This is a genomic window from Methylobacterium phyllostachyos (assembly GCF_900103445.1).
Classification (GTDB): Bacteria; Pseudomonadota; Alphaproteobacteria; order Rhizobiales; family Beijerinckiaceae; genus Methylobacterium; species Methylobacterium phyllostachyos.
The window spans coordinates 136,218-160,251 of sequence record NZ_FNHS01000013.1 but is presented as its reverse complement, the minus strand read 5'-3'; the positions used below and the strand labels follow the sequence as shown (position 1 = coordinate 160,251).

At 70.6% G+C, this 24,034-nt stretch carries 22 protein-coding genes; 11 read left to right on the top strand and 11 right to left on the bottom strand.

From position 1 onward, the window contains the following. Nucleotides 1-184: 184 nt before the first annotated feature. A complete protein-coding gene (gene uvrB / locus BLQ49_RS20825) occupies nt 185-2,923 on the top strand; it encodes an excinuclease ABC subunit UvrB (protein WP_091719200.1) in 2,739 nt (912 codons plus the stop codon). A gap of 14 nt (nt 2,924-2,937) precedes the next feature. Here uvrB and BLQ49_RS20820 read toward each other — a convergent pair whose 3' ends face one another. Continuing rightward, entirely contained in the window at nt 2,938-3,150 is a 213-nt protein-coding gene (locus tag BLQ49_RS20820; protein WP_091719198.1) for a hypothetical protein, read from the bottom strand. Nucleotides 3,151-3,288: 138 nt separating this feature from the next. Here BLQ49_RS20820 and BLQ49_RS20815 point away from each other — a divergent pair, with 138 nt between their 5' ends. From BLQ49_RS20815 to BLQ49_RS20800, 4 genes are all read left to right on the top strand, one after another. Next, nucleotides 3,289-3,816 (top strand): ankyrin repeat domain-containing protein, encoded by a 528-nt coding sequence (locus BLQ49_RS20815; RefSeq protein WP_091719196.1) that lies wholly within the window; start codon nt 3,289-3,291, stop codon nt 3,814-3,816. Nucleotides 3,817-3,950: 134 nt separating this feature from the next. Continuing rightward, nucleotides 3,951-5,648, top strand: a complete 1,698-nt coding sequence (locus tag BLQ49_RS20810; RefSeq protein ID WP_091719194.1) for a pyrroloquinoline quinone-dependent dehydrogenase — start codon at nt 3,951-3,953, stop codon at nt 5,646-5,648. 56 nt (nt 5,649-5,704) lie between these two features. Then, a complete protein-coding gene (locus tag BLQ49_RS20805) occupies nt 5,705-6,142 on the top strand; it encodes an acyl-CoA thioesterase (protein WP_091719192.1) in 438 nt (145 codons plus the stop codon). Nucleotides 6,143-6,307: 165 nt separating this feature from the next. Then, entirely contained in the window at nt 6,308-7,441 is a 1,134-nt protein-coding gene (locus BLQ49_RS20800; RefSeq protein ID WP_091719190.1) for a carboxylate-amine ligase, read from the top strand. Between the two features lie 54 nt (nt 7,442-7,495). Here the strand turns inward: BLQ49_RS20800 and BLQ49_RS20795 are convergent, their stop codons facing one another. Then, the gene (locus BLQ49_RS20795) at nt 7,496-8,533 is read right to left on the bottom strand and encodes an aldo/keto reductase (RefSeq protein ID WP_091719188.1); all 1,038 of its coding nucleotides are present in this window, start codon (nt 8,531-8,533) and stop codon (nt 7,496-7,498) included. Nucleotides 8,534-8,674: 141 nt separating this feature from the next. On the opposite strand from BLQ49_RS20795, the gene BLQ49_RS20790 reads away from it, so the two are divergent. Further along, nucleotides 8,675-9,580, top strand: coding sequence for a LysR substrate-binding domain-containing protein (locus tag BLQ49_RS20790; protein ID WP_091719186.1), 906 nt, complete (start codon nt 8,675-8,677; stop codon nt 9,578-9,580). A 16-nt stretch (nt 9,581-9,596) separates the two neighbouring features. Here the strand turns inward: BLQ49_RS20790 and BLQ49_RS20785 are convergent, their stop codons facing one another. The 4 genes from BLQ49_RS20785 to BLQ49_RS20770 form a co-directional block, all read right to left on the bottom strand. Beyond that, nucleotides 9,597-10,919, bottom strand: coding sequence for an O-antigen ligase family protein (locus tag BLQ49_RS20785; protein ID WP_091719184.1), 1,323 nt, complete (start codon nt 10,917-10,919; stop codon nt 9,597-9,599). A 126-nt stretch (nt 10,920-11,045) separates the two neighbouring features. Next, nucleotides 11,046-11,948, bottom strand: coding sequence for an alpha/beta hydrolase (locus BLQ49_RS20780; protein WP_091719182.1), 903 nt, complete (start codon nt 11,946-11,948; stop codon nt 11,046-11,048). 83 nt (nt 11,949-12,031) lie between these two features. Continuing rightward, nucleotides 12,032-12,949 carry a lytic transglycosylase domain-containing protein gene (locus BLQ49_RS20775; protein WP_244507701.1) on the bottom strand — a complete coding sequence of 306 codons (918 nt, stop codon included), beginning with the start codon at nt 12,947-12,949 and terminating at the stop codon, nt 12,032-12,034. Between the two features lie 206 nt (nt 12,950-13,155). Then, the gene (locus BLQ49_RS20770; protein WP_091719180.1) at nt 13,156-14,550 is read right to left on the bottom strand and encodes a CoA transferase; all 1,395 of its coding nucleotides are present in this window, start codon (nt 14,548-14,550) and stop codon (nt 13,156-13,158) included. Between the two features lie 92 nt (nt 14,551-14,642). Here BLQ49_RS20770 and BLQ49_RS20765 point away from each other — a divergent pair, with 92 nt between their 5' ends. The 4 genes from BLQ49_RS20765 to BLQ49_RS20750 are packed head-to-tail and all read left to right on the top strand — an operon-like array spanning nt 14,643 to nt 18,994. Next, nucleotides 14,643-16,280, top strand: a complete 1,638-nt coding sequence (locus tag BLQ49_RS20765; protein ID WP_091719178.1) for an ABC transporter ATP-binding protein — start codon at nt 14,643-14,645, stop codon at nt 16,278-16,280. Between the two features lie 2 nt (nt 16,281-16,282). Continuing rightward, on the top strand, nt 16,283-17,503 hold the full coding sequence (locus BLQ49_RS20760) for a phosphopentomutase (protein ID WP_091719176.1): 1,221 nt from the start codon (nt 16,283-16,285) through the stop codon (nt 17,501-17,503). A gap of 9 nt (nt 17,504-17,512) precedes the next feature. Further along, on the top strand, nt 17,513-17,704 hold the full coding sequence (locus BLQ49_RS20755; RefSeq protein ID WP_091719174.1) for a DUF1192 domain-containing protein: 192 nt from the start codon (nt 17,513-17,515) through the stop codon (nt 17,702-17,704). A 3-nt stretch (nt 17,705-17,707) separates the two neighbouring features. Then, nucleotides 17,708-18,994 carry a leucine-rich repeat-containing protein kinase family protein gene (locus tag BLQ49_RS20750; RefSeq protein WP_091719172.1) on the top strand — a complete coding sequence of 429 codons (1,287 nt, stop codon included), beginning with the start codon at nt 17,708-17,710 and terminating at the stop codon, nt 18,992-18,994. Nucleotides 18,995-19,112: 118 nt separating this feature from the next. Here BLQ49_RS20750 and BLQ49_RS20745 read toward each other — a convergent pair whose 3' ends face one another. The 5 genes from BLQ49_RS20745 to fliL form a co-directional block, all read right to left on the bottom strand. Next, nucleotides 19,113-19,712 carry a cysteine hydrolase family protein gene (locus tag BLQ49_RS20745; protein WP_091719170.1) on the bottom strand — a complete coding sequence of 200 codons (600 nt, stop codon included), beginning with the start codon at nt 19,710-19,712 and terminating at the stop codon, nt 19,113-19,115. Between the two features lie 131 nt (nt 19,713-19,843). Next, entirely contained in the window at nt 19,844-20,710 is an 867-nt protein-coding gene (locus tag BLQ49_RS20740; protein ID WP_208859088.1) for a MotE family protein, read from the bottom strand. Continuing rightward, nucleotides 20,707-21,195, bottom strand: a complete 489-nt coding sequence (locus BLQ49_RS20735; protein ID WP_091719168.1) for a DUF6468 domain-containing protein — start codon at nt 21,193-21,195, stop codon at nt 20,707-20,709. Before BLQ49_RS20735 ends, BLQ49_RS20740 begins: the two co-directional genes overlap by 4 nt. 19 nt (nt 21,196-21,214) lie before the next feature. Beyond that, nucleotides 21,215-22,432, bottom strand: a complete 1,218-nt coding sequence (fliM, locus tag BLQ49_RS20730; protein WP_091719166.1) for a flagellar motor switch protein FliM — start codon at nt 22,430-22,432, stop codon at nt 21,215-21,217. 34 nt (nt 22,433-22,466) lie between these two features. Then, on the bottom strand, nt 22,467-23,027 hold the full coding sequence (gene fliL, locus BLQ49_RS20725; protein WP_091719163.1) for a flagellar basal body-associated protein FliL: 561 nt from the start codon (nt 23,025-23,027) through the stop codon (nt 22,467-22,469). Between the two features lie 254 nt (nt 23,028-23,281). Between fliL and flgF the strand changes: the two genes are divergently transcribed. After that, nucleotides 23,282-24,022, top strand: a complete 741-nt coding sequence (gene flgF / locus BLQ49_RS20720; protein ID WP_091719160.1) for a flagellar basal-body rod protein FlgF — start codon at nt 23,282-23,284, stop codon at nt 24,020-24,022. The last annotated feature ends 12 nt before the right edge of the window (nt 24,023-24,034 follow it).

Below are 24,034 nucleotides of genomic sequence, written 5' to 3'. Positions count from 1 at the left end.
TTTTCCAGCTCGAGTTAGCGCGAAGACTACCTAACGGTTGTATTCCAATGATCATCCCCGGGAACGGTGACGGCGCGACAGAACCCGACCCACCGCCCCGGGCCACGCCCCGAAGGACGCGGCGCAGAAAAACTCCCGGCCCGGCAGGGTTTCTCGCGGCGCCTGACGGGCCCATATTGGGTTCATGCCCGCTCCGAAGAAATCGCGCTCCGTCTCGGCCACATCCGCCAAGGCGTCGAAGCCCGAGCTGAAGCCGCTCGACACCTATCTCGCCGCGTTGCTGAACCCGGCGCTCAACCGTAACCGGCCGGCGCCGATCGAAGCGCCGCCGGAGCCGCCCGCGCGCCCGGGCAAACCCAAGGGGCGCGGCGGCAAAGGCGGGACCACGCAGGCCGCCGAGCGCCGGGCGGAGATCGCCCGCGACGGCTTCGCGGAAGCGCCGCAGGCCGGTTTCGCGCTCGGCGACGCGGCGGATGTCGACCCGCGCCTCGCCCAGGCGCTCGGCCTGACCCCGCCGGAGGACGGCCCGGTGCCGGAGGGCGCCGAATTGCCCGATCCCGGCGGCGACGGCGGCGCTTCGGCCACGATTACGGCCCTCGAGCGGCTGCTCACCGAGGGCAACCCGCTGTTCAAGGACGGCCAGACCTGGGTGCCTCACCGCCCGGAGCGGCCGCAGAAATCCGAGGGCGGCGTCCGGTTCACGCTGAAATCCGAATTCACGCCGGCCGGCGATCAGCCGAAGGCCATCGCCGAACTGGTCAACGGCGTGCAGGCCCATGAGCGCGATCAGGTGCTGCTCGGCGTCACCGGCTCCGGCAAGACCTTCACGATGGCCAAGATCATCGAGGAGACCCAGCGCCCCGCCCTGATCCTGGCGCCCAACAAGACGCTGGCCGCGCAGCTCTACGGGGAGTTCAAGGCGTTCTTCCCCGACAACGCGGTCGAGTACTTCGTCTCCTACTACGACTATTACCAGCCCGAGGCCTACGTCCCCCGCTCCGACACGTTCATCGAGAAGGAATCGTCGATCAACGAGCAGATCGACCGGATGCGCCATGCCGCGACGCGCGCCCTGCTGGAGCGGGACGACGTGATCATCGTCGCCTCGGTGTCGTGCATCTACGGTATCGGCTCGGTCGAGACCTACACGGCGATGTCGTTCACGGTCTCGCTCGGCGAGCGGATCGAGCAGCGCCAGCTCATCGCCGACCTCGTGGCGCTCCAGTACAAGCGGATCCAGTCCGACTTCGCCCGCGGCACCTTCCGGGTTCGCGGTGATTCGATCGAGCTATGGCCCGCCCACTTGGAGGATCGCGGCTGGCGGATCGGCCTCTTCGGCGACGAGGTCGAGAGCATCGTCGAGTTCGATCCGCTGACCGGCAAGACCATTTCCGAACTGAAGTTCGTGAAGGTCTACGCCAACTCGCACTACGTCACGCCACGCCCGACGCTGCAGCAGGCGATCAAGGGCATCAAGCACGAGCTGAAGGGCCGGATCGAGGAACTGACCAAGATGGGCCGCCTCATCGAGGCGCAGCGCATCGACCAGCGCTGTACGTTCGACATCGAGATGATCGAGGCGACCGGCGCCTGCAACGGCATCGAGAACTACTCGCGATACCTCACCGGCCGGAAGCCCGGCGAGCCGCCGCCGACGCTGTTCGAGTACCTGCCCGACAACGCCCTGGTCTTCACCGACGAGAGCCACGTCACGGTGCCGCAGATCGGCGGCATGTACCGGGGCGACTTCCGCCGGAAGGCGACGCTGGCCGAATACGGCTTCCGCCTGCCCTCCTGCCTCGACAACCGGCCGCTGCGCTTCGAGGAATGGGACGCGATGCGGCCGATGACGGTCCACGTCTCGGCGACGCCCGGCAAGTGGGAGATGGAGCAGACCGGCGGCGTCTTCGCCGAGCAGGTGATCCGCCCGACCGGACTGGTCGATCCCGTGATCGAGATCCGCCCGGCCCGCAGCCAGGTCGACGATCTGCTGGGCGAGGTCCGCGAAGTGGCGCAGGCCGGCTACCGGACGCTGGTGACCACGCTCACCAAGCGGATGGCCGAGGACCTCACCGAGTACCTGCACGAGAACAACGTGCGGGTGCGCTACATGCACTCCGACATCGACACGCTGGAGCGGATCGAGATCATCCGCGACCTGCGGCTCGGCGCCTTCGACGTGCTGATCGGCATCAACCTGCTGCGCGAAGGCCTCGACATCCCGGAATGCGCCCTGGTGGCGATCCTCGACGCCGACAAGGAAGGTTTTCTGCGCTCGGAGACCTCGCTGATTCAGACGATCGGCCGCGCTGCCCGTAATGCCGACGCGCGCTGCATCCTGTACGCGGACAACATCACCGGCTCGATGGAGCGGGCGATGGCCGAGACCGAGCGCCGCCGCGCCAAGCAGCTCGCCTACAACGAAGAGCACGGGATCACGCCCCAGAGCGTGAAGCGCGGCATCGCCGACATCCTCAGCAGCGTGTTCGAGCGCGACCACGTCCAAGTCGATACAGGCTTGGCCAAGGACGCGATCACGGTCGGCCACAATCTCAAGGCCGTACTGGCGGATCTGGAGAAGCGGATGCGTTCGGCCGCCGCCGATCTCGACTTCGAGGAGGCGGCACGCCTGCGCGACGAGCTCAAGCGGCTCCAGGCGACCGAGTTGCTGGTCTCCGACGATCCGATGGCCCGGCAGGGCGACGTGGAGCGCGAGGCCGGCAAGTTCGGCCGGAAGCCGCCGCGCGGGTCCGGGGGCAGCCGCATCGCCAAGCCCGACCTCGACAATATGGGCCCGGGGACGGACCGGGAGTTGCCGGCCAACGCGGTGGCTTGGCAGGAGCGTCCGAAGCCGCGCTCGACGCAGGGGCTCGGCGGTCAGAAGCCGAAATACAAGGGCGGCGGGGGACGGCGGCGGGGGTGACCGCCGCCGATGCGTCACGCGGCCTCGTGGTCCCGGCGATACAAGGCGGCGGCCTCACCGGCATCGACGATCGCCTGCGCGATCCGAACGACGAGACCATTGCAGGCCTCGTCGTAGGCCTGCGCATTCGCCTGAACGGCCGATTCCACGATGGCCCCCGCCTGTTCGCGCACGATCTCGCGGGCGGTGCGCAACGCGTCGGCATAGGGCTCGAACGGTCGGGGCATCGTTACACTCCCGAGATGCCGGATGTTTAGGCATCGATAGGGGGCTGGAACGAGCATCGCACCAAAACTGTTCCCGGGAACGCTGGACCGCAGTACCGCATCGGCACGGATCAGATCCGGCTGTGAGACGAGCACCCGATGGCTTCAGACGCGAACCCACGCCCCACCCTCGACGACGACACCCTGGCCTTCGCGGCCCGGGTCTTCCAATATGCCCGCATGGGCCACGCGGAGGAGTTGGCCGACCTGTTCGGGCAGGGGCTGCCGGCGAACCTGCGCAACGACAAGGGCGACAGCCTATTGATGCTCGCCGCCTATAACGGTCAGGCCGAGGCGGCCCGAGTGATCCTGGAAGCCGGTGGCGACCCGGAACTCGCCAACGATCGCGGTCAGACGCCTTTGGCCGGGGCAGCCTTCAAGAACGATCTCGCGATGGCGCGGCTGCTGCTCCAGCACGGGGCCGCGGTGGACGGGACCGGCGACGGCAGCCGCACCGCCCTGATGACGGCCGCGATGTTCGACCGGACCGAGATGGTGGATCTGCTGCTCCAGCACGGCGCCGACCCGAACCGGCGCGACGCCTCAGGCCAGAGCGCCGCCGACATGGCCCGGGCGATGGGCGCACAGGCGACGCCAGGGCAGCTCGACGGGGCAGGGCGCCGGTAACGCACTTCGCCGAGCGTCGCAGCGTTAAGCCGACACGCACGGGCGCGACAGACGCCCCACCCGGGAGTAGAAGCTTGCCGCGATCCCCGAAAACTGCCGCACTGGCCTGCCTCGTGCAGATCGCGTCATGCGGCATGGCATCCGCCGCCGAGACGCCCTGGCCCGCCTTCGGCCACGACCCCAGCAACCGCAATTTTTCCGAGCTGACCCAGATCGACCGCGGCAACGTCGCCCGGCTGCGGCCGGCCTGGATCTTTCAGACTGGGATCACCGGCTATTTCCAGGCCCAGCCCCTCATGGTGGACGGGACGCTCTACCTCTCCACCACGCAGAACAACGTCGCGGCCCTCGACGCCAGGACCGGCAAACCGCTCTGGACCTACACGCACACGCCGCGCACCGAAAAGATCTTCGGGCCACCCTCGAACCGCGGGCTCGCGGTCTCCGGCGGTCTCGTCTTCGAGGCGACAATGGACGGGCGGCTGATCGCCCTCGACGCCAAGACCGGCAAGATGGTCTGGGACAAGGAGGCGGTCCGCCCGGAGGAGGGCGAGACCGAGACTGCTTCGGGCCTCGCCGCGACCCTCGGCGGCAAGCCGGTGCAGGGGTCAAGCCGGCTCGGCTTCAAGATGCCGCCGCTGGTCGCCGACGGGCTGGTGATCGTCGGCGTCACCGGCGCGGGCTACGGCCTGCATATCGCGGACGCTCAGGGCGGCCTCGATGGCGGCGCCGTGGTCGGGATCGAGGGCGGCTACGGACGGCGCGGCTGGCTCGCCGCCTATGATGTGAAGACCGGCGACGAGCGCTGGCGCTGGTATGTCACCCCGTCGGAGGGCTGGGAGGGCGGCTTTGTCGAGAAAACCGCCGACGGGACGCCGCTCCATCGGGACATCGCGGCCGAGAAGGCGGCGGCTCCCGCCAACCGCGACGCGTGGCGGGTCGGCGGCGGCTCGCTCTGGATGACACCGGCCTACGACGCGGATCTCGGCCTGATCTTCCTCGGCACGGGCAACCCGGCGCCGCAGAATTTCGGCCTCTCGCGGCCGGGCGACAACCTCTACACGATGTGCCTCGTGGCGCTGGACGTGAAGACCGGCCAGCTGCGCTGGTATTACCAGCAGGTGCCGCACGACGAGTGGGGCTACGACGTCGCCGCGCCGCCCTTCCTGCTCGATGGCCCGAACGGCACCAAGGCGGTGGCCTCGGCCAGCAAGACCGGCTGGATCTACGTCCACGACCGCGCCACCGGAAAGCTGCTGGAGCGCTCGGCGCCCCTCCTCGACCAGAAAAATCTTTTTTCCCCACCGACCCCGCAGGGGACGGTGGTGGCCCCCGGCCCTCTCGGCGCAGTGTCGTGGCCGCCCACCGCCTATGACGGGCGGCTCGCCTACGTGCAGGTTCGCCACGGGGCGACGACCTACACGGTGAAGACCGTGCCGGCCGCAGCCGGTCGGCCGGAGATCCGCTACACCGAGACCAGCGAGGCCAAGGGCGAACCGTCCTTCAGCACGCTCACCGCCGTCGATCTGAAGAACGGCGGCACGATCGCGTGGTCGGTCCGCGCGGCGAGCCGGCTGTCGGGCGGCACGCTGGCGACTGCGGGCGGCCTCGTCTTCTCCGGCGAAGAGGACGGCCATCTCGACGCCCACGATACACGCGACGGAACAGTGCTCTGGCGCTTCCAGTGCGGCGCGGGGATCAGCGGGCCGGCCATGACCTACGCGCTCGACGGCAAGCAGTACGTGGCGGTGGCGGCGGGCGGCAGCTCCTACACCAAGGCGTCGGGCTTCGGGACCGGCGACGCATTGCTGGTCTTCGCGCTGCCCGATTGACCGCGGCCGAGCTTGCTTGGAAGGGTTCCAGCCGGTGGCGGGGGCTCATCCGGACGATGACAGAGGCGCAGAGCGCGGACGGCGCGATCGAGCGGGCGGGCGCCCAACCGACCGATCGCGGTCCGCCGGTGATCCGCACCATCGCGATGCCGGCCGACACCAACCCGGCCGGCGACATCTTCGGCGGCTGGCTGATGGCGCAGATGGATCTGGCTGCCGGCAACGTCGCGGCCCGACGGGCGCGGGGGCGCTGCGCCACCATCGCGGTCGACGCGATCACCTTCCACCACCCGGTCTTCGTGGGCGACGAGGTCAGCCTCTACGCGTGGCTGGTGAAGGTCGGACGCTCGTCCCTGCGCATCCAGGTCGAGGTCTGGCGGCGGGAGCGAGCCAGCGAGGCGACCATGAAGGTGACCGAGGCGACCTTCACCTTCGTGGCGATCGGCGACGACCGCCGCCCGCGGCCGGTGCCGGTGGAGGCGGCCGCGGGCTGATCCGGGTCGCGGAGTTGGCTGCGGCAGCCCCCGGCGACGTCCGAGGATCGCCCCTCACGCAAGTTGGCCCGGATCGCGCATGGTGTCGGCCCTTGTGGCTTTCGCAGCGGTGCCGGTCTGAGGCGCGTGGCCGGCGGTCGCACGTCCAGGGATCGGAACCACACGATGGCGCAGCGGTCGGGCCACGACTTCAAGTTCGGGATCGAAGAGGAGTTCTTCCTGGCCAGCGCCCGTTCGCGGGGCGCGCCGCGCAGTTCGATCCAGGGATTTCACGACGCAGCGAAACGCCTGGGCTCGGTCGAGCGGGAACTCCTCGAGAACGAGGTGGAGATCTGTTCGAAGCCGACGGCGAGCGTCGATGAGGCTCGGGCGGCGCTCGGCGACCTACGCGCCAAGCTCCAGACGACCGCCCGCGCGCACGGGCTCAAGCTGTTCGCCGCCGGTACGCACCCTACCGCCGTCTGGTCTGTCCAGAAGGAGACGGACAAACCGCGCTACCGCGGGATGATGGACGACCTTCAGATCACCGGGCGTCGCTCCGTGGTTGCCGGCATGCACGTCCATGTCGAGGTGCCGCGCCCAGAAGGGCGCATCGACATCATGCGCCGGATCTACCCGTTCCTGCCGCTGCTGCTGGCCCTCTCGACCTCCTCGCCGTTCTACGATCGCCGTCGCACCGGCCTCCACGGCTACCGGCTGCGGGCCTATGCCGAGTTGCCCCGCACTGGCCTCCCCGAACTGTTCGACGACGATGCCGACTATGCCCGCTATGTCCGGGTCATGACGGCAGCGGGAGCTGTACCCGATCCGACGTATTTCTGGTGGCACATCCGTCCGTCGATTCGATACCCGACCCTGGAGCTGCGCGTCGCCGACAGCTGCACGCGGCTCGATGACAGCCTGACCATCGCCCAGCTCTACCGCTGCCTCGTCCGTCTGCTCGACCGGCGCCCGGACATCCATGCCGGCCTGACCGGCGCCTCGCGGGGGTTCGTGATGGAGAACCTGTGGCGGGCCGAGCGCGACGGCACGGGCGCGTCGCTGATCGACGAGACGGCCGGACGCGCCGTTCCCATAGCCGACGCCCTGGACGCGCTGCTCGACCTCATCGCCGAGGACGCGGCCGCGCTCGGCTGCACCGCGCAGGTGGCGCATGCCGCGGTGATCGCGCGAAATGGTTCGAGCGCGGCGGGCCAGCTCGACGCCTACACCGCCGCCCTCGACGGCGGCGCCGATCAGGGCGCGGCGTTGAAGGCGGTGGTCGATTGGCTTGCCCGGGAGACGGCGCCCATGGGCTGACGGACCGACCGAGGGAGGCGAACGGCCTCTTGAGCCGCCTCGTGTGAAAGCCTCCTACCCAACCATCGGCGGGTTCAAGCGCGCGAAGCCCTCCTGCCGACGATACGGGAAATGCGGATAGGGCGCCGCGGTGTCGCTGGCGGCATCGAGGGCGGCGATCTGATCGGCCGTGAGCGTCCATCCGACCGCGCCGAGGTTATCCCGGAGCTGGTTCGCGTCCCGGGCCCCGATGATCACGGAGGAGACGGTGGGCCGCTGGATCAGCCAGTTAAGCGCCACCTGCGGCACGCTCCGGCCGGTCTCGGTGGCGACCGCCTCCAGCGCATCGACGACCCGGTAGAGCTGTTCCTCTCCGACGGGCGGCCCGTAAGACGCGGTCTCGTGGAGGCGGCTGCCTTCGGGGAGCGGGGTTCCCCGCCGGATCCGCCCGGTCAGGCGCCCCCAGCCGAGCGGGCTCCAGACCAGGGCGCCCACCCCCTGATCGGCGGCGAGCGGCATCAGATCCCACTCGTAGTCCCGCCCGACCAGCGAGTAGTAGACCTGATGCGCCACGTAGCGCGGCCAGCCATGCCGGTCGGCGAGCGCCAGCGCCTTCATGATCTGCCAGCCGGCGAAGTTCGAGACGCCGACGTAGCGGACCTTGCCGGCGCGCACGAGCGCGTCGAGGGTGGACAGCACCTCCTCGACGGGCGTCGCCGCATCGAAGGCGTGCAGCTGGAGGAGGTCGATATGCTCGGTGCCGAGGCGCCGCAGGGCGTCCTCGACCGCCCGGATCAGACGAGGGCGCGACGTGCCGGCCTCGTTGGGACCGTCGCCCATGGGCAGACCGGTCTTCGTCGAGATCAGCACCTGGCCGCGCCGACCTTTCAGCGCCGCGCCGAGCACCGCCTCGGAGGCCCCCTGGGAATACACATCCGCCGTGTCGAACAGGGTGACGCCGGCCTCGATGCAGATATCGACCAGCCGTCGCGCCTCTTCGGCGCCGGTGTTGCCCCAGGCGCCGAACAGCGGCCCCGTCCCCCCGAAGGTGCCGGCGCCGAAGCTGAGAACCGGAACTTTCAGGCCGGAGCGGCCGAGAGAACGATATTCCATGGTGCAGTCCTTTCAGCGCGACGGGCAGGGGGACCGGGCGTACCGAGCCAAAGGGGCAGCCGGTCCGCGCTGAGCGATAGACCGGGCCATGGCGGTGCCATAGACAGCCGGCTAGCACAGCATCTGTGACGCGAAGGACCGATGCCCCGCTCTGAGATCAACCGCGCCGGCGAGATGGACGTGTTCGTCTGCGTGGTCGAACAGGGCGGGTTCTCGGCGGCCGCGCGGGCCAGGCGCATGACGCCCTCCGCGGTGAGCAAGCTCGTCGCCCGACTGGAGGCGCGGCTCGGAGCCCGGCTGGTCAACCGCTCGACGCGGGCCTTCCAGCTCACGCCGGAGGGCTGCACCTTCTACGAACGGGCGACCCGGATCCTGGCCGATATCGAGGAGGCGGAAGGGGGGGCGCGGGCCGGGGAGCAGCCGGTCGGCCGGATCCGGCTCACGACCAGCGCGTCCTACGCGACGCACGTGCTGGCGCCGATCCTACCGGACTTCCAGGACCGCTATCCGGGCGTCACCCTCGATCTCGTGCAGACCGACCGGGTCGTCGATCTCCTGGCGGAGCGGACCGACGTGGCGGTGCGCGCCGGGGGGTTGAAGCAATCCCAGCTCGTTGCGCGCAAGCTCGGCGAGACCGGGATGGTGATCGTCGGCGCGCTGGCCTATCTCGAGCGCTTCGGCCGACCGGAGACGGTGGCGGATCTCGACGGCCACAACCGGATTGGTCTGGGCTACGTCCGTACGGTCGAGGGCTGGCCGATGCGGCAGGGCGACGCCACGGTTCTCGTACCCGTCAACGGGCGCGTACAGGCGAGCGACGGCGAGGCGCTGCGCCAGTTGGCGCTGACCGGCAACGGGCTCGCGCGGCTCACGCGTTTCACCGTGCGGGCGGATATCGCGGCCGGCCGCCTCGTCCCGGTCCTGGAGCCGCTCAATCCCGGGGACCGGGAAGCTTTCCACGCGGTCCATGTCGGCCAGGGCGGTCCCGTGCCGGCGCGGGTCCGCGCGCTCCTCGACTTCCTCGCCGAACGCGGCCGCGTTGCGTGAGCCGGGCGATCTGCCCTCAGCCCACGGCCAGGGCGTAGCGCGTCCGCAGGCGCAGGCCGAACACCGCCATCATGAACATGCAGCAGGTGGCGTTGTTGCCGTTCCACAGCACCGTCTCGAACGAGGCCGAGACGAGACCCAGGAACCACAGCCGCAGGAACAACATCGTCTCGGCGTCGAGCCGGCCGCCGGCCACGCGCTGCAGGTCGCGCACCGGCGCGAACACGAAGGCCACCACGGTCAGCACCAGGAACGGCAGGCCGCCGATCAGCGCCGTGTCGAGATAAGCGTTGTGGGCGTGATCGACGGTGTTGACCCAAGTCACCTCCTCGGAGCCGGCATACATGGTCCGCTCGGTCATCCAGAACGCGCCGATCCCCCAGCCGCGCCAGGGGCGAATCAGGATGTTGTCGATGGCGAATTGCCAGATCTCGCTGCGGCCGGTGAAGGTCGCGTCGGTGAGGAGTGCGCCGACAGCCTCTTGGATCGGCGGCACCAGCACCGAGCCGATCGAGATCAGCGAGAATCCGACCACCGGGCCCAGCAGCAGCAGCTTCCGGGCGAAGCCGCCCGTCAGCATCTGACAGAGGCCCGTCACGCCGAGGATCACCGGCAGCAGCAGGATCGCAGTCTTGGAGCCGCTGGCCAGCAGGAACCCGGCGGCGAGCAGCACGATCGCCCAGCCGAGGAACCGGTTGGCGGCGGTGGCGACGTAGAGGCCGACGATCACGAGGATCACCATGGCGGCCCCCGCCTCGTTCTTCTGCGGGAAGATCCCGCGCCAGAGGCCCGGATGGCTCGGGTCGGAATTGACGTCGAAGGCCGAGTGGATGGCGAGGTTCGGCACGAAGGCCACCGCCAGATAGGAGGAGAGCACGATCACCAGGGCCGCCCCGGCAAAGCTCAGGGCCAGCTGCCGGGGGGAGCGGGCGACGATCAGCACCCCCGCCGAAAGCATCGCGGCGATCACGAACAGCGCCAGCCGGCGCAGCGACAGGCTCGGCTCGATGGAGAGCAGCGTCGTCAGGCCGAGCCAGATCGCGCAGAGCAGGAGCGGCCGGGTCATCAACGGTTGGAGGTGCCGGATTCCGATCCGGCGGATCGCCAGCGCCATGGCGGTGCCGGCGGCGAGGAACAGTACCTGGGTCAGCAGGCTCCCGTCCTCGGAGGCCGACAGGATCGAGCGGTCGGACAGGTCCTTCAGCCAGACGTGGTTCCAGAGCAGGACGAAGACCGCCCCGTTGAGCAGCACGCGCACGACGTCCGGCACGTCGCGACCCGCGAGGCCGCGCTGCCGTCCGTCTGCCGGGATGCCGATCGCCGCGTCCGCAGAAGCCATATCGTCCCACCGCGAGGCCGTGTCATGGGCCTGCGCTCATCTTAGCGCCGGGTCGGTGGGGGGCGATGGCAAATCAAAAGTTGCGCCCAGCGATCGCGCGATAACCTTGACGAAGGGCTGCCGCGCTCAGCGCCGCATCGTGTACTGCGAGCGGCCGGCGGACTGCCGCATCAGGAAGGACGCCATCTCGGCGAGTTCCGGCGCCTTCGAGCGGAAGGTCACCGACAGGGCGAGCAGCGTGTCCTTGTGGTCGAGGCCGGGATAGATCCGCTCCTGCACAGGTACGTGCTCGGCGCGCAGCTTCGCAGCGAGGCTCACCGTGTGCCGGGGCTTCACCACCGTGTCGGCATCACCTGACGCCAGGAAGGCCGCGGGCGACAGCGGCCCCACGAAGCTCCCCGGCTGGGTCGCCGCCTGATCGGGGGCCTTGCCGAACACCTTGAGGGTCGTGTCCTGATCCAGCGGCAGGAAATCGTAGGGGCCGGACAGGCCGGCCACCGCCTTGATCGTCTTCGGATCGACGCCCGCCGCCGTCACGTAGCGCGAGTCGAGGCCGAGCATCAGGGCGTTGTAGGCGCCGGCGGAATGGCCGGCCAGCACGATGCGACGCGGGTCGCCGCCATAGGCCGCGATGTTGTCGCGCACCCAGGCCAGTGCCGCCGCCCCGTCCTGAAGGAAGCCCGGGAAGGCCGTCTCCGGATAGAGCCGGTAATCCGGCAGCACCGTGACGAAGCCCTGCGCGGCGAGCGCGTGGCCGACGAAGGCGTAATCGTCCTTCGCGCCGCTCTGCCAGGAGCCGCCGTAGAAGAACACCAGCACCGGAGCGTTCTCGGCGCCCGCCGTGGGAACGTAGACATCGAGGCGTCGCCGGGGGCCTTCGCCGAAGGGCTGGTCCTTCGCGGCGAGGCGCCCGCCGGGATCGCGCGGGCCGATCGCGTCGAACAGGGCGAGCGGCGAGGCAGCGTTGATACCGAACGCCGCGAGCCCGAGGCAGAGAAGGCTAGCCAGCGCGGTGAGGAGTCGTGTCATATCCCATCCGGTTATCGCGACCGGCCCATACGGCACCGCTCTCGGGGCGGATTGATGACGGCGGTGCGGCAAAGCGCGAAAAATCAGGTCCGCAGCACGAAACAGGCGCCGCCGACCTTCCGGATGCGGCCGCACAGGTCGTCGGCGGCCTGCCGGCTCTGGGCCGGGATGCGGATCCGGTAGAAGGCCCGGGTGCCGCGGTTGCGCAGGCGCGTCCCGATGATCATCGGCCGCACCTCGCCGATCACCCGCGCATAGGCGCTCCGGGCCCGGTTGAAGCTCTGGAGCGCCAGCGACTTGGAGAAATTGCCGGCGAGCTGGATGCCCCAGGGCGCAGCCGGCCCCTCGTTGGGGCCCAGCGCGAAGCGGTCGCCGCGGGACGGGATGCGCAGGCTGGCGGTGACCTGAAGACAGGTCTGCGGCGGCGCCGGCTTGGTGTCCTTGCCGTCCTTCGCATCCGCCTTCGCGGGCGCGCCACCCTCCGGAAACTCGATCGCCTTGGCGGGACCGGTGCGCCAGTCGTCGACCGGGACGCCCGTGATGGCGGCCACGTAGGCGCGGGTCTCCTCGGGCAGGCCGCCATCGCCGGCGAGCCATTTGCTGACCCGACCTGCGCCGCCGTTATAGGCCGCCGCCGCGAGGCCGAGATTGCCGAACTGGCTCTTCAGGTCAGCGAGCAAATGGGCGGCGTGCGGGATCGCCTGCTCGGGGTCGAACGGGTCGAGCAGCCCGCGCTCCCGGGCGGTGCCCGGCATGAACTGCGCCACACCCTGCGCCCCCGCGGGGCTCACCACGCCGACGCGAAAGCTGCTCTCGCGCCAGATCAGGCGCGTCAGGAACGGCACCGGCAGGTTCCGGGCCTTGGCGGAGTCGTCGATCAGGCGGCAGAGCGCCTGCTCCACGGTCTCGGTAGCCCCCTCGGAGGGGACGGCCAGAGCCGGCCGGGCCGAGACGAGGAGAAGGGCGAGGAGCGCGGCACGGCGCAGGCGTGAGCTGTTCACACCGGCGTTGTAGCGATCTTCGGTTGCGGATCCATTGATCCTGGTTGCCGCATGAGGCTTGCTGGCTGCTTTTTGGCGGCCATACCAAGTCGAGCCGGATCAGGTTCCGCTCGGTTCCACCGGTCCGGAAACGGGGTGGTTCCAGATCAAACGCGACCCCGTCTCGGGATCCAGCACAGGACCCGCCGCGAAGCGGCGCCATCACATCAGGTCCCCACACCGTCCGCCGCCCATTCCGGCGCATCGTCCCCGAGGCGGCGCGCCGCCCGCGCCCAGCGCATCGGAGCCCCCGCCATCTCCACCGGCGGTCGCAGGCGTCGGGCCGGTCCCCACGATGTCGCCTCGATCTCGGGTGCGAGATCTTCCGGCGACGCGGCCGGGCAGGGCGGTTCGGGTTTCGCCGCACCGGCTTCAACCAACAACGCCGCCGTACGCGCGAGGGAGAGCCGCGCCCCGCCGACGGTCCCGTCGGCGAGCCGGCGCCGCGACAGCAATCGCAGGACGGCGGCGGCCATCATGTAGCCGGTGGCGTGATCGAGGGCCTGGACGGGCAGCGGCACCGGCTTTTCGGCTCGCTGCCACGCCTGCCCGGCCTGCGCGATGCCGGTGCTCATCTGCACGAGGCTGTCGAAGCCGCGCCGCCCGGCCCAGGGGCCGGTCCAGCCATAGGCGTCGAGACAGACCTCGACGAGGCCCGGCGCCAGGGCCCGCCGGGCCTGCGCGCCGTATCCGAGCCCGTCGAGGGCGCCGGGCCGGAAGCCGTGGATCATCACGTCGGCCCTCGCGAGCAGCCCCTCGAAGGTCGCCCGGTCGGCCGCTTGGCGCAGGTCGAGCCGCGCGCAGGTCTTGCCGAGGGTCACCTCCGGCTCGAGGGCGGGCTCGGACCAATCGGGCGGATCGATCCGCAGCACATCCGCCCCGAAGCCCGCGAGGAAGCGCGTCGCCACCGGCCCGGCGAGCACCCGCGTCAGGTCGAGCACACGCAGGCCGGCGAGGGGACGCCCGGGCTGGGGTGTCCAAAGTGACTGAGACTGTGATCCCGAGTGGTCGCGGGCCGGATCGACATGCACCAGCGGCTCGGCCGCCACCGCGCTTCCCTGCGGATGCGCCGCCCAGTCGGCCAGACCGCGCATCTCGGCCGCACAGCCGCCCGCGGCCAGGATCGCGGCCTCCAGCTCGGCCTTGGTCCAGCCCGACACCGCCCGCGCCATGCCGGCGCGATCGACCTGCGGACCGAGCACGCGCTCGGCCGCCGCCCGGTGGTGCGGCGCATTGGTGTGGAGCCGGATCCAGCCGTCCGGGGTCTCGTAGTCGCCCGCGACCGGATCCCAGGGTTCCGGCACACGCCAGCCCTCGGGCTGCAGCGACCGCGCGAACCAGAACGACGCGAGCCGCCGGTCCACGGTCACCGGGCCTGCCAGTCCGGCGACCTCCGCCAGCGCCAGCGCGGCGGCCCCGACGGAGCCGGCCGCGAGGTCGCTCACCGCGAAGGCGGAGGGCAGGGCGCCGGCGCCGGTGATGTGCAGGCGGTCGAGGGCGCTTGGCGGCCCATGAAGCGCCTGCCAGATTTGGGCTGCGAAGGCGTGGGCACCAGCCGTCATGGCGATCTCCCTTGCGGTCCGTTGGCGTTGGGCGGACCCTTGGCGCAGCAGGATAGACTAGGGACACCGGCCCGGCGCGCTATAAGGGCAGCATGACGTTGGATGACTCCCAGCCGCTCCTCGCCGTCGAGGACCTGTCCGTCGCCTTCCGCGCGCGGGAGGGCGAGACCCGGGCGGTCGATCGGATCGGCTTCACCATCCGGCGCGGCGAGACCGTGGCGCTGGTCGGCGAATCGGGCTCGGGCAAGTCGGTCACCGCGCTCGCCATCCTGCGGCTCCTCGACGGCGCGGCCCGCCAGGAGGGGCGGATCCTGTTCAAGGGCCGCGACCTCGCGGGCCTGCCCGAACGCGCCATGCGCGACGTACGCGGCGCCGACATCACCATGGTGTTCCAGGAACCCATGACCTCGCTCAACCCGCTCCACACGATCGCGCGGCAGATCGGCGAGGTGCTGGGCCTCCACCGCGGGCTGACCGGCAAGGCGGCCAAGCGCCGGATCCTCGAACTCCTCGATCTCGTGGGCCTGCGCGACGCGGAGAGCCGCATGGGCGCCTATCCGCACGAGCTCTCCGGCGGCCAGCGCCAGCGGGTGATGATCGCCATGGCGCTGGCCTGCGAGCCGGACCTGCTCGTCGCCGATGAGCCGACCACGGCTCTGGACGTCACCGTTCAGGCGCAGATCCTGGCGCTGCTCGCCGACCTGCAGAAGCGGCTCGGCATGGCGATGCTGTTCATCACCCACGATCTCGGCATCGTGGAGCGGATCGCCGACCGGGTCTGCGTGATGCTGAAGGGCAAGATCGTCGAGGCCGGCGAGACCGGGGCGGTCTTCGCGAATCCGCAGCACGACTACACGCGGCGCCTGATCGCCTCCGAGCCGAAGGGCCGCGCCAATCCCATCCCGCCCGATGCCGCGCCGCTCCTCGAAGCCGGGCCGTTGAAGGTCTGGTTCCCCCTGAAGGCGGGCCTGCTTCGGCGGGTCGTCGGTCATGTGAAGGCGGTGGACGGGGTCTCGCTTAGGGTCCGCGCCGGGGAGACCGTGGGCGTCGTCGGCGAATCCGGCTCGGGCAAGACCACGCTCGGCCTCGCGCTGCTGCGGCTGACCGCCTCCGAGGGGCCGATCGTCTTCCTCGGCCGGGCCGTCGACGGCTTCAGCGTGGCGCAGATGCGGCCCCTGCGAAAGGACATGCAGGTGGTCTTCCAGGACCCCTACGGCTCGCTCTCGCCGCGCATGTCGGTGGCCGATATCGTGGCCGAGGGGCTGGTGGTGCAGGGCGCCGTACGCTCCCGGGCCGAGCGCCGGGCCGTCGTCGCGAAGGCGCTCGCGGATGTCGGGCTCGATCCCGCCGCCATGGACCGCTACCCGCACGAATTCTCCGGTGGCCAGCGCCAGCGCATCGCGATCGCCCGGGCCATCGTGCTGAACCCGCGCTTCGTCGTGCTGGACGAGCCGACCTCGGCGCTCGACCGCTCGGTCCAGGCGCAGATCGTGACCTTGCTGCGCGACCTCCAGCGGGAGCGTGGCCTCGCCTACCTGTTCATCAGCCACGACCTGAAGGTGGTCCGGGCGCTCGCCAACTACGTGATGGTGATGCAGAACGGCCGCGTGGTCGAGGAAGGCCCGGCCGAGACGATCTTTGCCGATCCGCAGACCGCCTATACCCGCGCCCTGTTCAAGGCCGCCTTCGCCCTCGACAGCGACGCGCCGGCCGAGTTGGAGCCCGCCTGACCGTGCCGCGCGCACTCCTCATCGTCCTCGATTCCGTCGGCATCGGCGGGGCGCCGGATGCCGAAGCCTACGGCGATGCCGGCTCCGACACGCTCGGCCACATCGCGGAACACTGCGCGACGGGGCGCGGCGATCGGGCGGGCCTGCGCGCCGGCCCGCTCCGGCTGCCCCATTTGGCATCCCTCGGACTCGGGCTCGCGGCGGCTGGCGCCTCGAGCCGAATCCCGCCCGGTCTCGCGCCCTCGGGCGAGCCGCAGGGGGCCTACGGCCATGCCGTGGAGACGGCCGCCGGCAAGGACACGCCGTCGGGCCATTGGGAGATCACGGGCCTGCCCCTGTCGCAGCCCTGGGGCCACTTCCCCGAGACGCGGCCGGCCTTCCCGCCGGACCTCACGCAGGCCCTGATCGCCGAGGGCGACCTGACCGGCATCCTGGGCGACCGGCACGCCTCCGGCGTCGCCATCATCGACGAATTTGGGGCCGAGCACGTCCGGACGGGTCAGCCGATCTGCTACACTTCCGCCGACAGCGTGTTCCAGATCGCCGCCCACGAGGAGGCCTTCGGCCTGGAGCGGCTCTACGACCTCTGCCGCCTCGCGCGCCGCCTGTGCGATCCCTACCGGGTCTGCCGGGTGATCGCCCGGCCCTTCCTGGGCTCGGCGGAGGCGGGGTTCCGCCGCACGAGCAACCGCAAGGACTTTGCGGTCGAGCCCCCCGGCCGCACCCTGCTCGACCGGGCCGAGGCGGCGGGCCGCAGCATCGTGAGTGTCGGCAAGATCGGCGATATCTTCGCCCACCGGGCCACCGGCCGGGAGATCAAGCCGGGCCCGAACGCCGCCTGCCTCCAGGCGGGGCTCGACGCCCTGAAGGATCTGCCGGACGGCGGCCTGATCTTCGTCAACCTCGTGGATTTCGACACCGAATACGGCCACCGCCGGGACGTGCCGGGCTACGCCGCCGAGTTGGAGGCCTTCGACGCCCGGGTCCCGGAGATCCGGGCGGCGCTCCGCCCCGGCGACCTCGCGCTGATCACAGCCGACCACGGCAACGACCCGACTTGGACCGGAACCGACCACACGCGCGAGCAGGTGCCGGTCCTGGCCTTCGGCCCCGGCGTTGCCGGCCGCTCCATCGGCCGGCGGGACAGTTTTGCGGATATCGGCGCCAGTTTGGCGGCCCATCTCGGCCTGCCCTGGGATGGTGCCGGACGACCCTTCCTGTAGGAGGACACGATGCGGGACGACGACGACCGGCCGCGCAAGGCCGTGTCCCACGAGATCGGCCAGCCGTTGGATACGCTTTCGCTTTCGGATCTCGACGAGCGCATCGCGCTCCTGCGGGCCGAGATCGCCCGGATCGAGGCGGCGCGGGCAGCCAAGCAGGCGGCGCAGGGGGCGGCCGACGCCTTCTTCAAGCGGGGCTGAGGCTTGGACCGGACCGAAACGCTGGCCGCCCTGCGGCGCGGCGACCTCGCCGGCGCACGCGAGCTGCGCCTGCCCGACGGGCTCACCGAGGTGCCCCCGGAGGTCTTCGCGCTCGCCGACACGCTGGAGGTGCTGGACCTCGGCCGGGGCAGCCTGACTGATCTGCCGGCGGATCTCGCGCGGCTCCGCAACCTGCGGGTGCTGTTCGCCTCGGGCAACCCGTTCCCGCGCCTGCCGCCGGTTCTAGGCGACTGCCCGAGCTTGAGCCAGCTCGGCTTCCGCGGTTGCGGCATGGAAGCGGTGCCGGCGGAATCGCTGCCGCGCGACCTGCGCTGGCTGACGCTGACCGACAACCGGATTGAGACCCTGCCGGCGGTTATCGGCGAGCGGCAGCGCCTGCAAAAACTGATGCTGGCCGGCAACCGGATCGCGGCCCTGCCCGACAGCCTGTCGGCGGCCGACAACCTCGAACTGATCCGGCTCGCCTGCAACCGCCTCGACGCGCTGCCGTCCTGGCTGATGCGCCTGCCGCGCCTCGCCTGGATTGCCTATGCGGGCAATCCCGCTGAGCCCGCGACGGAGCCCACCCCGGCGGCGCGGGTGCCGTGGGCCGAACTGGAGGTCGGTGCGTTGCTCGGGGAGGGTGCCTCGGGCCGAGTCCACCGGGCAATCTGGCGCGGCGAGGCCGTCGCGCTGAAGCTGTTCAAGGGCGCGATGACGAGCGACGGCCTGCCCGCCCGCGAGATGGAGGCCTGCCTCGCCGCCGGCACGCATCCGGCGCTGACCGGGGCACTCGGCCGGCTCGACGGCCATCCCGACGGGGCCGAAGGGCTCCTGCTCCGGCTCCTGCCGCCGCACTGGCGCGTGCTCGCCGGGCCGCCGAGCCTCGCGAGCTGCAGCCGCGACATCTACCACCCGGATCTCCGCCTCGATCCGGCGCGGGCCTTACGCATCGCGCGATCCGTGGCAGAGGCAGCGGCCCACCTGCATGGGCGCGGCCTGCTCCACGGCGATCTCTACGCCCACAACACGCTCTGGGAGGCTGCCACCGGGGCAGCCGTGCTCAGCGATTTCGGCGCCGCCTCGGCGCTGCCGGAGGGGCCGGACGGCACGGCGCTGGCACGGATCGAAGCCCGGGCGATGGGTATCCTGATTGGCGAGCTGCTCGACGGCTGCGATGTGCCGCCGGAAAACCTGCGGGCACTCGAAATCGCCTGCACCCAGCCGGATCCGGCTCAGCGGCCGAGCCTGACGGAGGTCGCGGCTGCGCTGGCGCAGATGACGGCCTGAAGGTCGCGGCCCCGCCCGTCATCGCGAGCACAGCGACGCGACCCAGGGTAGCGGGACATCGATCAGGTGGCGCGCACCGGATTGCTTCGCCGCGCTCGCAACGACGGCCTTGCCCCTCTCAATCCGGGATATCGGCCTGCCGCCGCGCCACCACGGCGAACAGGTCGCTGAGCGCGGCGAGGCTCGCGGCCTGGAGCTGGGCGGCGGGCACCACTGCGCCGTCCGGCCCGGGCAGGTCCCGCGTCGCCGTGGTGGAGGCCACGACGGTCGGGCGGAAACCGAGGTTGAAGGCGCTGCGGGCGGTGGAGTTGACGCACATATGCGTCATGAAGCCCGCCAGGACGACCTCCTTCACACCCGCCGCCTCCAGCCGCGCCTGGAGATCGGTGCCCACGAAAGAGCTCGGATAGGCCTTGGTGATCACCGGCTCGTCGCCCTGCGGCGCCACCTCGGGGCTGATCTGGCCGATCGGCGCGGTCACGTCGTAGGGCGAGCCCGGCCCGGCATCGTGGCGGATGTGGAAGACCGGGATGCCGGCCTGCCGCGCCCGGGCCAGCAGGTCCGCCGCCTCGCGGATCGCGGGCTCGACGCCGTCGAGGCGCATGATCCCCTCGCGGTAGGTCTGCTGCAGGTCGATCAGGACGAGCGCCGAGCCCTTGAGGGCGGCGGGCGCCGGGCTGAGGCCCGACAGGCCGCGCAGGGTTGCGAGTTCGGACATGCGGCGTCTCCCAGGGCGCCGCTCGGGAACGGCGGCAGCCAGTGTGTTTGCCCCGGATGCTACACCGCGCCAACGGATCGGCACCACCCGTCAAAGGTGTAGCGCGGGCGCGGTCGGCGTACCGCGCCGTGCTACCGACCCGGCACTCCTGGATCGATCGCCGGCAGCTCGTTCGCCGGAAGCCCCGCGCCGGCCTGGGCCTGCACGCCGCCGGTGCCGCGGGCGCGGTTGGCGAGCGCCACCGTCAGGCGCTCGGCCGCATCGGGCTGCATCACCGCCAGCACCTCGGCCATCTTGCGCGGGTTCATGGCCAGCACGATCGGCACCAGCACGTCGTGGCCGAGCCGGTCGAACACCCGGGCGGCGTCCTTGGGCTTCATCGCCTCGTACATCACGACGATGTTCTTCAGCCCCTGCTTCTCGGCCTCCTCCTTCGCCTTGGCGGCCGCGTCGACCTTGTCCTCGGCCTTCTTGAGGTCGCCGAGCCCGGTCTCGAGCTTCCGCTCGGCCTCACCGAGCATCTTCTCGCGCAGATCCAGCTCGTCGTTCTTCTGGCGCAGGGCATCGCGCCGGGCGCCGAGCTTTTCGAGCAGCAGGCGCTCGGTCGGCGAGCCCGACCCTTCCGCGGCTGGCGACGCCTCCGGGGGTTTCTCGGGAGGCTTTTCGGGCAGCTTCTCGGCGGGCGCCGCCTTGTCCTCCTTGGCGCCCACCGATCCCGTGGTGACGGGGTCGGGGATGTCGAAACCGGTGCGGGCCCGGGCGACCGCCCGTCCGAAATCCGGCAGCGCACCGCTCTCCGGCAAGCCGGCCTGCAGCAGGCTCAGCAGCTTGAGCACGAGGAGCCCGCCGGCCGCGAGCGCCACGGCATCGATGAGGCGCAGCCGCATCGGCCGCACCGGCTTAGGAGGCGAGCTGCGCCGCGCCAAGCCAGCGCGTCGCAGCTTCTCCTCGGGATCCAGCTTCGGGGGCGGGATCTTCGGAGCCTTGACTCCGGTCATGCGGCGCGCGCCCGGACGCGGGCGAGCGCGCGCTCGCTCATGGCCAGCGCCGCCGCGGCGGCGGCCCCGAGGCGCTCTCCGTTCGGGCTCATGGGCTCGGGTCGGCGCGGCGGCGGCTCGGGCGCCGGATGGGCCGGCTCGACCCGGGCCGGCACGGCGCGCATCTGCGCCACGATGGCACCGATGCGCGCCACCACCGCCTCGCCGGCCGCGACCTGCTCGGTCAATTCGGTGCTGCGGGCGCCGGCGGCCTCCAGGCGGGCGTTGAGGGTGCGGTCGGCTTCATCGATCGCCGCGCGTAACCCCCCGATAGCACGCTCGGCCGTCCCGGTCGCGACCATCAGGTCGCCGATGGTCTGGCGGAGCGCCGCCTCGTCGCCCTTCATCTGGCCGATCCGGCGCGACAGGCGGAGGGAGGTGACGATCGTCGCTGCGAGAAGGACCGCGACCAGGATGTCGGCCGCGAGGGTGACGAAGAGACTCATGCCGGGACCCTCAACGACCCTAACTGTCCGAACGGTTGTTCATCGAGGCCTCGTAGGCCTGGATCGTGGTGCGCGAGCGCCGCAGGGGCCGCGTGACCTGAACGGCGATGTGGCCGTCGACCCGGCCCATCCGCCCCTGCGTCAGCGCCCAGTCGCCACAGCGCACGGTGATGAGGTCCGACGGCTTGGCGTCGAACATCAGCGTCTCGCCGACCTTGAGGCTCATGACCTGCTTCAACGGCAGCATCATCTCGTGCAGCACCGCCTCCATGGTCACATCGGCCTGCCAGATCTCGGTGGCGAGGTGGCCCTCCCAGACATGGTCGCGGCCGAGCTTCTCGCCCATGAAGCTCTGGGTGAGCAGCTCCCGGATCGGCTCGATCGTCGCGTAGGGGAAAAGGATCTGCAGCATGCCGCCGCGCCCGTCGACGTCGAGGCGCAGGCTGATCAGGATCGCGGCGTTGCCCGGCCGCGTGATCGTGGCGAAGCGCGGGTTGGTCTCGATCCGATCGATGCCGAAGGTCACGGGGGAGAGCGGCTGGAACGACATCTCCAAGTCGCCCAAGACGATCTCGACGAGGCGGCGCACCAGTGTCATCTCGATGGCGGTGAACGGCCGGCCGTCGAGGCGGCTCGACGTGCCGCCGCGCTTGCCGCCGAGCAGCAGGTCGAAGGTCGCGTAGGCGAGGTTGGAATCGACCGTGACGAGGCCGGAATTCTCCCATTGCTCGGCCCGGAACACGCCGAGCAAAGTCGGCAGCGGGATCGCGTTCAGGTAGTCGCCGAACCGCACCGAGGTGATGTTGTCGAGGGTCACCTCGACGTTGTCCTGGAACAGGTTGCGCAGGGAGGTCGACAGCAACCGGATCATCCGGTCGAAGACGATCTCCAGCATCGGCAGGCGTTCGTACTGGACGACGCCCGAATCGACGATGGCCTGCACGCCCCCGGCCCCAGAGGCCGAGAGCTCGCGCATGGAGAAACCCAGGACGCCGTCGATCTCGTCCTGGTTGAGCACCCGGTCGTTGCCGGCGAGTTCGGGGAGATTGTCGCTCTCCCCGTCCTCGATCATCGTCGCCCATTCGGCGGCGACATCGCCCGCGTTGCGCGTGGTGCCCTGCTCGGCGAGCGCCGCACCCCATTCCTCGGCGAGCGAGGAATCGCCGCCCTCGGCCCCCTGCTCCAGCAGGGCCGCGGACCAGTCGTCCTCCGGGAGTTCGTCCTCGGGATCCATCAGACGCGCGCCGTAACGGTGACGGGAAGGGGAAGGGTCACTGGACGATCACGTCCTTGAACAGGACCGCCTCGACCTTGGCCGGATAGAGGGCGATGTTGACGCGGCGCAGAAGTTCCTCGCGCAGCCGGAACAGCCCGACCGAGCCGGTGAGGTCGCTGGGGCGCAGCTCGCGCATGTAGATCTGCAGCGCGTCCTCGACGCGCGGCATGAGCGGCTTCACCTCCGCCTCGACCTTGGCGTCCTTCAGTTCGAGGGAGAGCCGCACCTTGGCGTATTTGGTCTTGTCCTGCGGCAGGTCGGGGCTGAGGTTCAGGAGCAGCTCGCGCAGCTCGACGAAGACCACCGGCTGCTTGCCCTCCGACCCGGCGCCGTCGCCCCCGTGGCCGCCATGCCCGCCGCCGTGTTCGCCCCCGGCGACCTCCTTGCCGTCGCCGTGGCCGCCGCCATGCCCCATCATCATGAAGGCGCCCCCGCCACCCAGAACGAGGATCGCGGCGGCACTCACGATGATCATGAGTTTCTTCTTGCCCTTCGGGGCGGCGGCAGCTCCGGCCTCGCCCTCCTCGGCAGAGGCCTTCACGGGCTTCTTGGCCATGAAATAATGCTCTCTCGCGGGTATCCGCGCCCGGGTACACCCCGATATCGAAGCATCAGGGTTAACGCGGCGTTAAGCGGGCAATTCCTGCCGGGCGAGGTTTGCCGCGGCGCATCCCGGGCCTGCCGACACGACAACCGGATCGACACCTAAACCATTCCTACTGCGACGGAATTCTGTTTCCGCACCGGTGGCACGGCGCATGCTGAATGGATCGTTGCCGCCACCGCGGCGCACGAGTCCCAGAGTCCACGATGCAGAATGCCCTCTTCGTCGGCGTGTCGAGCCAGATGGCGCTCCAGCGCGAGCTGGACGTGATCGCCAACAACATGGCCAACGTGTCGACCACCGGGTTCAAGGCCCGCAGCAGCCGCTTCCAGGAGTACCTGATGCCGGTGGCGAGCGCGGATTCCTTCGCCCGTCCGGACCGGCGGCTCTCCTACGTCATCGACCAAGGCACGACCCTCGACCTCGGCCAGGGCCCGATCGAGCAGACCGGCAACCCGCTGAACATCGCCGTCAAGGGATCGGCCTTCATCGCCGTGCAGTCGCCCCAGGGCGAGCGCTACACCCGCAACGGCGCCTTCGAGATCAACCCGCAGGGCACGCTCGTGACCAGCGATGGCTACCCGGTCGTGGGCGATGGCGGCCCGATCACCATTAACGCGCAGGAGACCGGCCTCGCCATCGGCAGCGACGGCACGGTCTCGACCAATCTCGGCATCCGCGGCCGGATCAAACTCGTCACCTTCGCCAACCCGCAGCAGCTCACCAACGAGGGCGGCAACCTCTACGCCTCGGGGGAGGCGGGCCGCCCGGCCGGTCTCGAAGGTCGCGTCGAGGCCGGGGCGCTGGAGCGCTCCAACGTCCGCCCGGTGATCGAGATGACTCGGCTGATGGACGTGAACCGCTCCTACGCCATGGTGTCCAGCATGATCTCGCGCCTCGACGAATTGCGGGGCACGGCGATCAGCCGCCTCGCCAACGTCGCCTAAGGAGGGCTTGAC

What these genes read in the sequence shown, in the direction of transcription:
- BLQ49_RS20770 (WP_091719180.1), bottom strand. Translation starts at nt 14,550, where the DNA reads ATGACGGCTGGTGCCCACGCCTTCGCAGCCCAAATCTGGCAGGCGCTT.
- BLQ49_RS20810 (WP_091719194.1), top strand. Translation starts at nt 3,951, where the DNA reads ATGGCATCCGCCGCCGAGACGCCCTGGCCCGCCTTCGGCCACGACCCC.
- BLQ49_RS20780 (WP_091719182.1), bottom strand. Translation starts at nt 11,948, where the DNA reads ATGACACGACTCCTCACCGCGCTGGCTAGCCTTCTCTGCCTCGGGCTC.
- BLQ49_RS20755 (WP_091719174.1), top strand. Translation starts at nt 17,513, where the DNA reads ATGCGGGACGACGACGACCGGCCGCGCAAGGCCGTGTCCCACGAGATC.
- BLQ49_RS20815 (WP_091719196.1), top strand. Translation starts at nt 3,289, where the DNA reads ATGGCTTCAGACGCGAACCCACGCCCCACCCTCGACGACGACACCCTG.
- BLQ49_RS20795 (WP_091719188.1), bottom strand. Translation starts at nt 8,533, where the DNA reads ATGGAATATCGTTCTCTCGGCCGCTCCGGCCTGAAAGTTCCGGTTCTC.
- BLQ49_RS20765 (WP_091719178.1), top strand. Translation starts at nt 14,643, where the DNA reads ATGACGTTGGATGACTCCCAGCCGCTCCTCGCCGTCGAGGACCTGTCC.
- BLQ49_RS20745 (WP_091719170.1), bottom strand. Translation starts at nt 19,712, where the DNA reads ATGTCCGAACTCGCAACCCTGCGCGGCCTGTCGGGCCTCAGCCCGGCG.
- BLQ49_RS20735 (WP_091719168.1), bottom strand. Translation starts at nt 21,195, where the DNA reads ATGAGTCTCTTCGTCACCCTCGCGGCCGACATCCTGGTCGCGGTCCTT.
- BLQ49_RS20805 (WP_091719192.1), top strand. Translation starts at nt 5,705, where the DNA reads ATGACAGAGGCGCAGAGCGCGGACGGCGCGATCGAGCGGGCGGGCGCC.
- BLQ49_RS20790 (WP_091719186.1), top strand. Translation starts at nt 8,675, where the DNA reads ATGCCCCGCTCTGAGATCAACCGCGCCGGCGAGATGGACGTGTTCGTC.
- BLQ49_RS20740 (WP_208859088.1), bottom strand. Translation starts at nt 20,710, where the DNA reads ATGACCGGAGTCAAGGCTCCGAAGATCCCGCCCCCGAAGCTGGATCCC.
- uvrB (WP_091719200.1), top strand. Translation starts at nt 185, where the DNA reads ATGCCCGCTCCGAAGAAATCGCGCTCCGTCTCGGCCACATCCGCCAAG.
- BLQ49_RS20820 (WP_091719198.1), bottom strand. Translation starts at nt 3,150, where the DNA reads ATGCCCCGACCGTTCGAGCCCTATGCCGACGCGTTGCGCACCGCCCGC.
- BLQ49_RS20800 (WP_091719190.1), top strand. Translation starts at nt 6,308, where the DNA reads ATGGCGCAGCGGTCGGGCCACGACTTCAAGTTCGGGATCGAAGAGGAG.
- flgF (WP_091719160.1), top strand. Translation starts at nt 23,282, where the DNA reads ATGCAGAATGCCCTCTTCGTCGGCGTGTCGAGCCAGATGGCGCTCCAG.
- BLQ49_RS20785 (WP_091719184.1), bottom strand. Translation starts at nt 10,919, where the DNA reads ATGGCTTCTGCGGACGCGGCGATCGGCATCCCGGCAGACGGACGGCAG.
- fliL (WP_091719163.1), bottom strand. Translation starts at nt 23,027, where the DNA reads ATGGCCAAGAAGCCCGTGAAGGCCTCTGCCGAGGAGGGCGAGGCCGGA.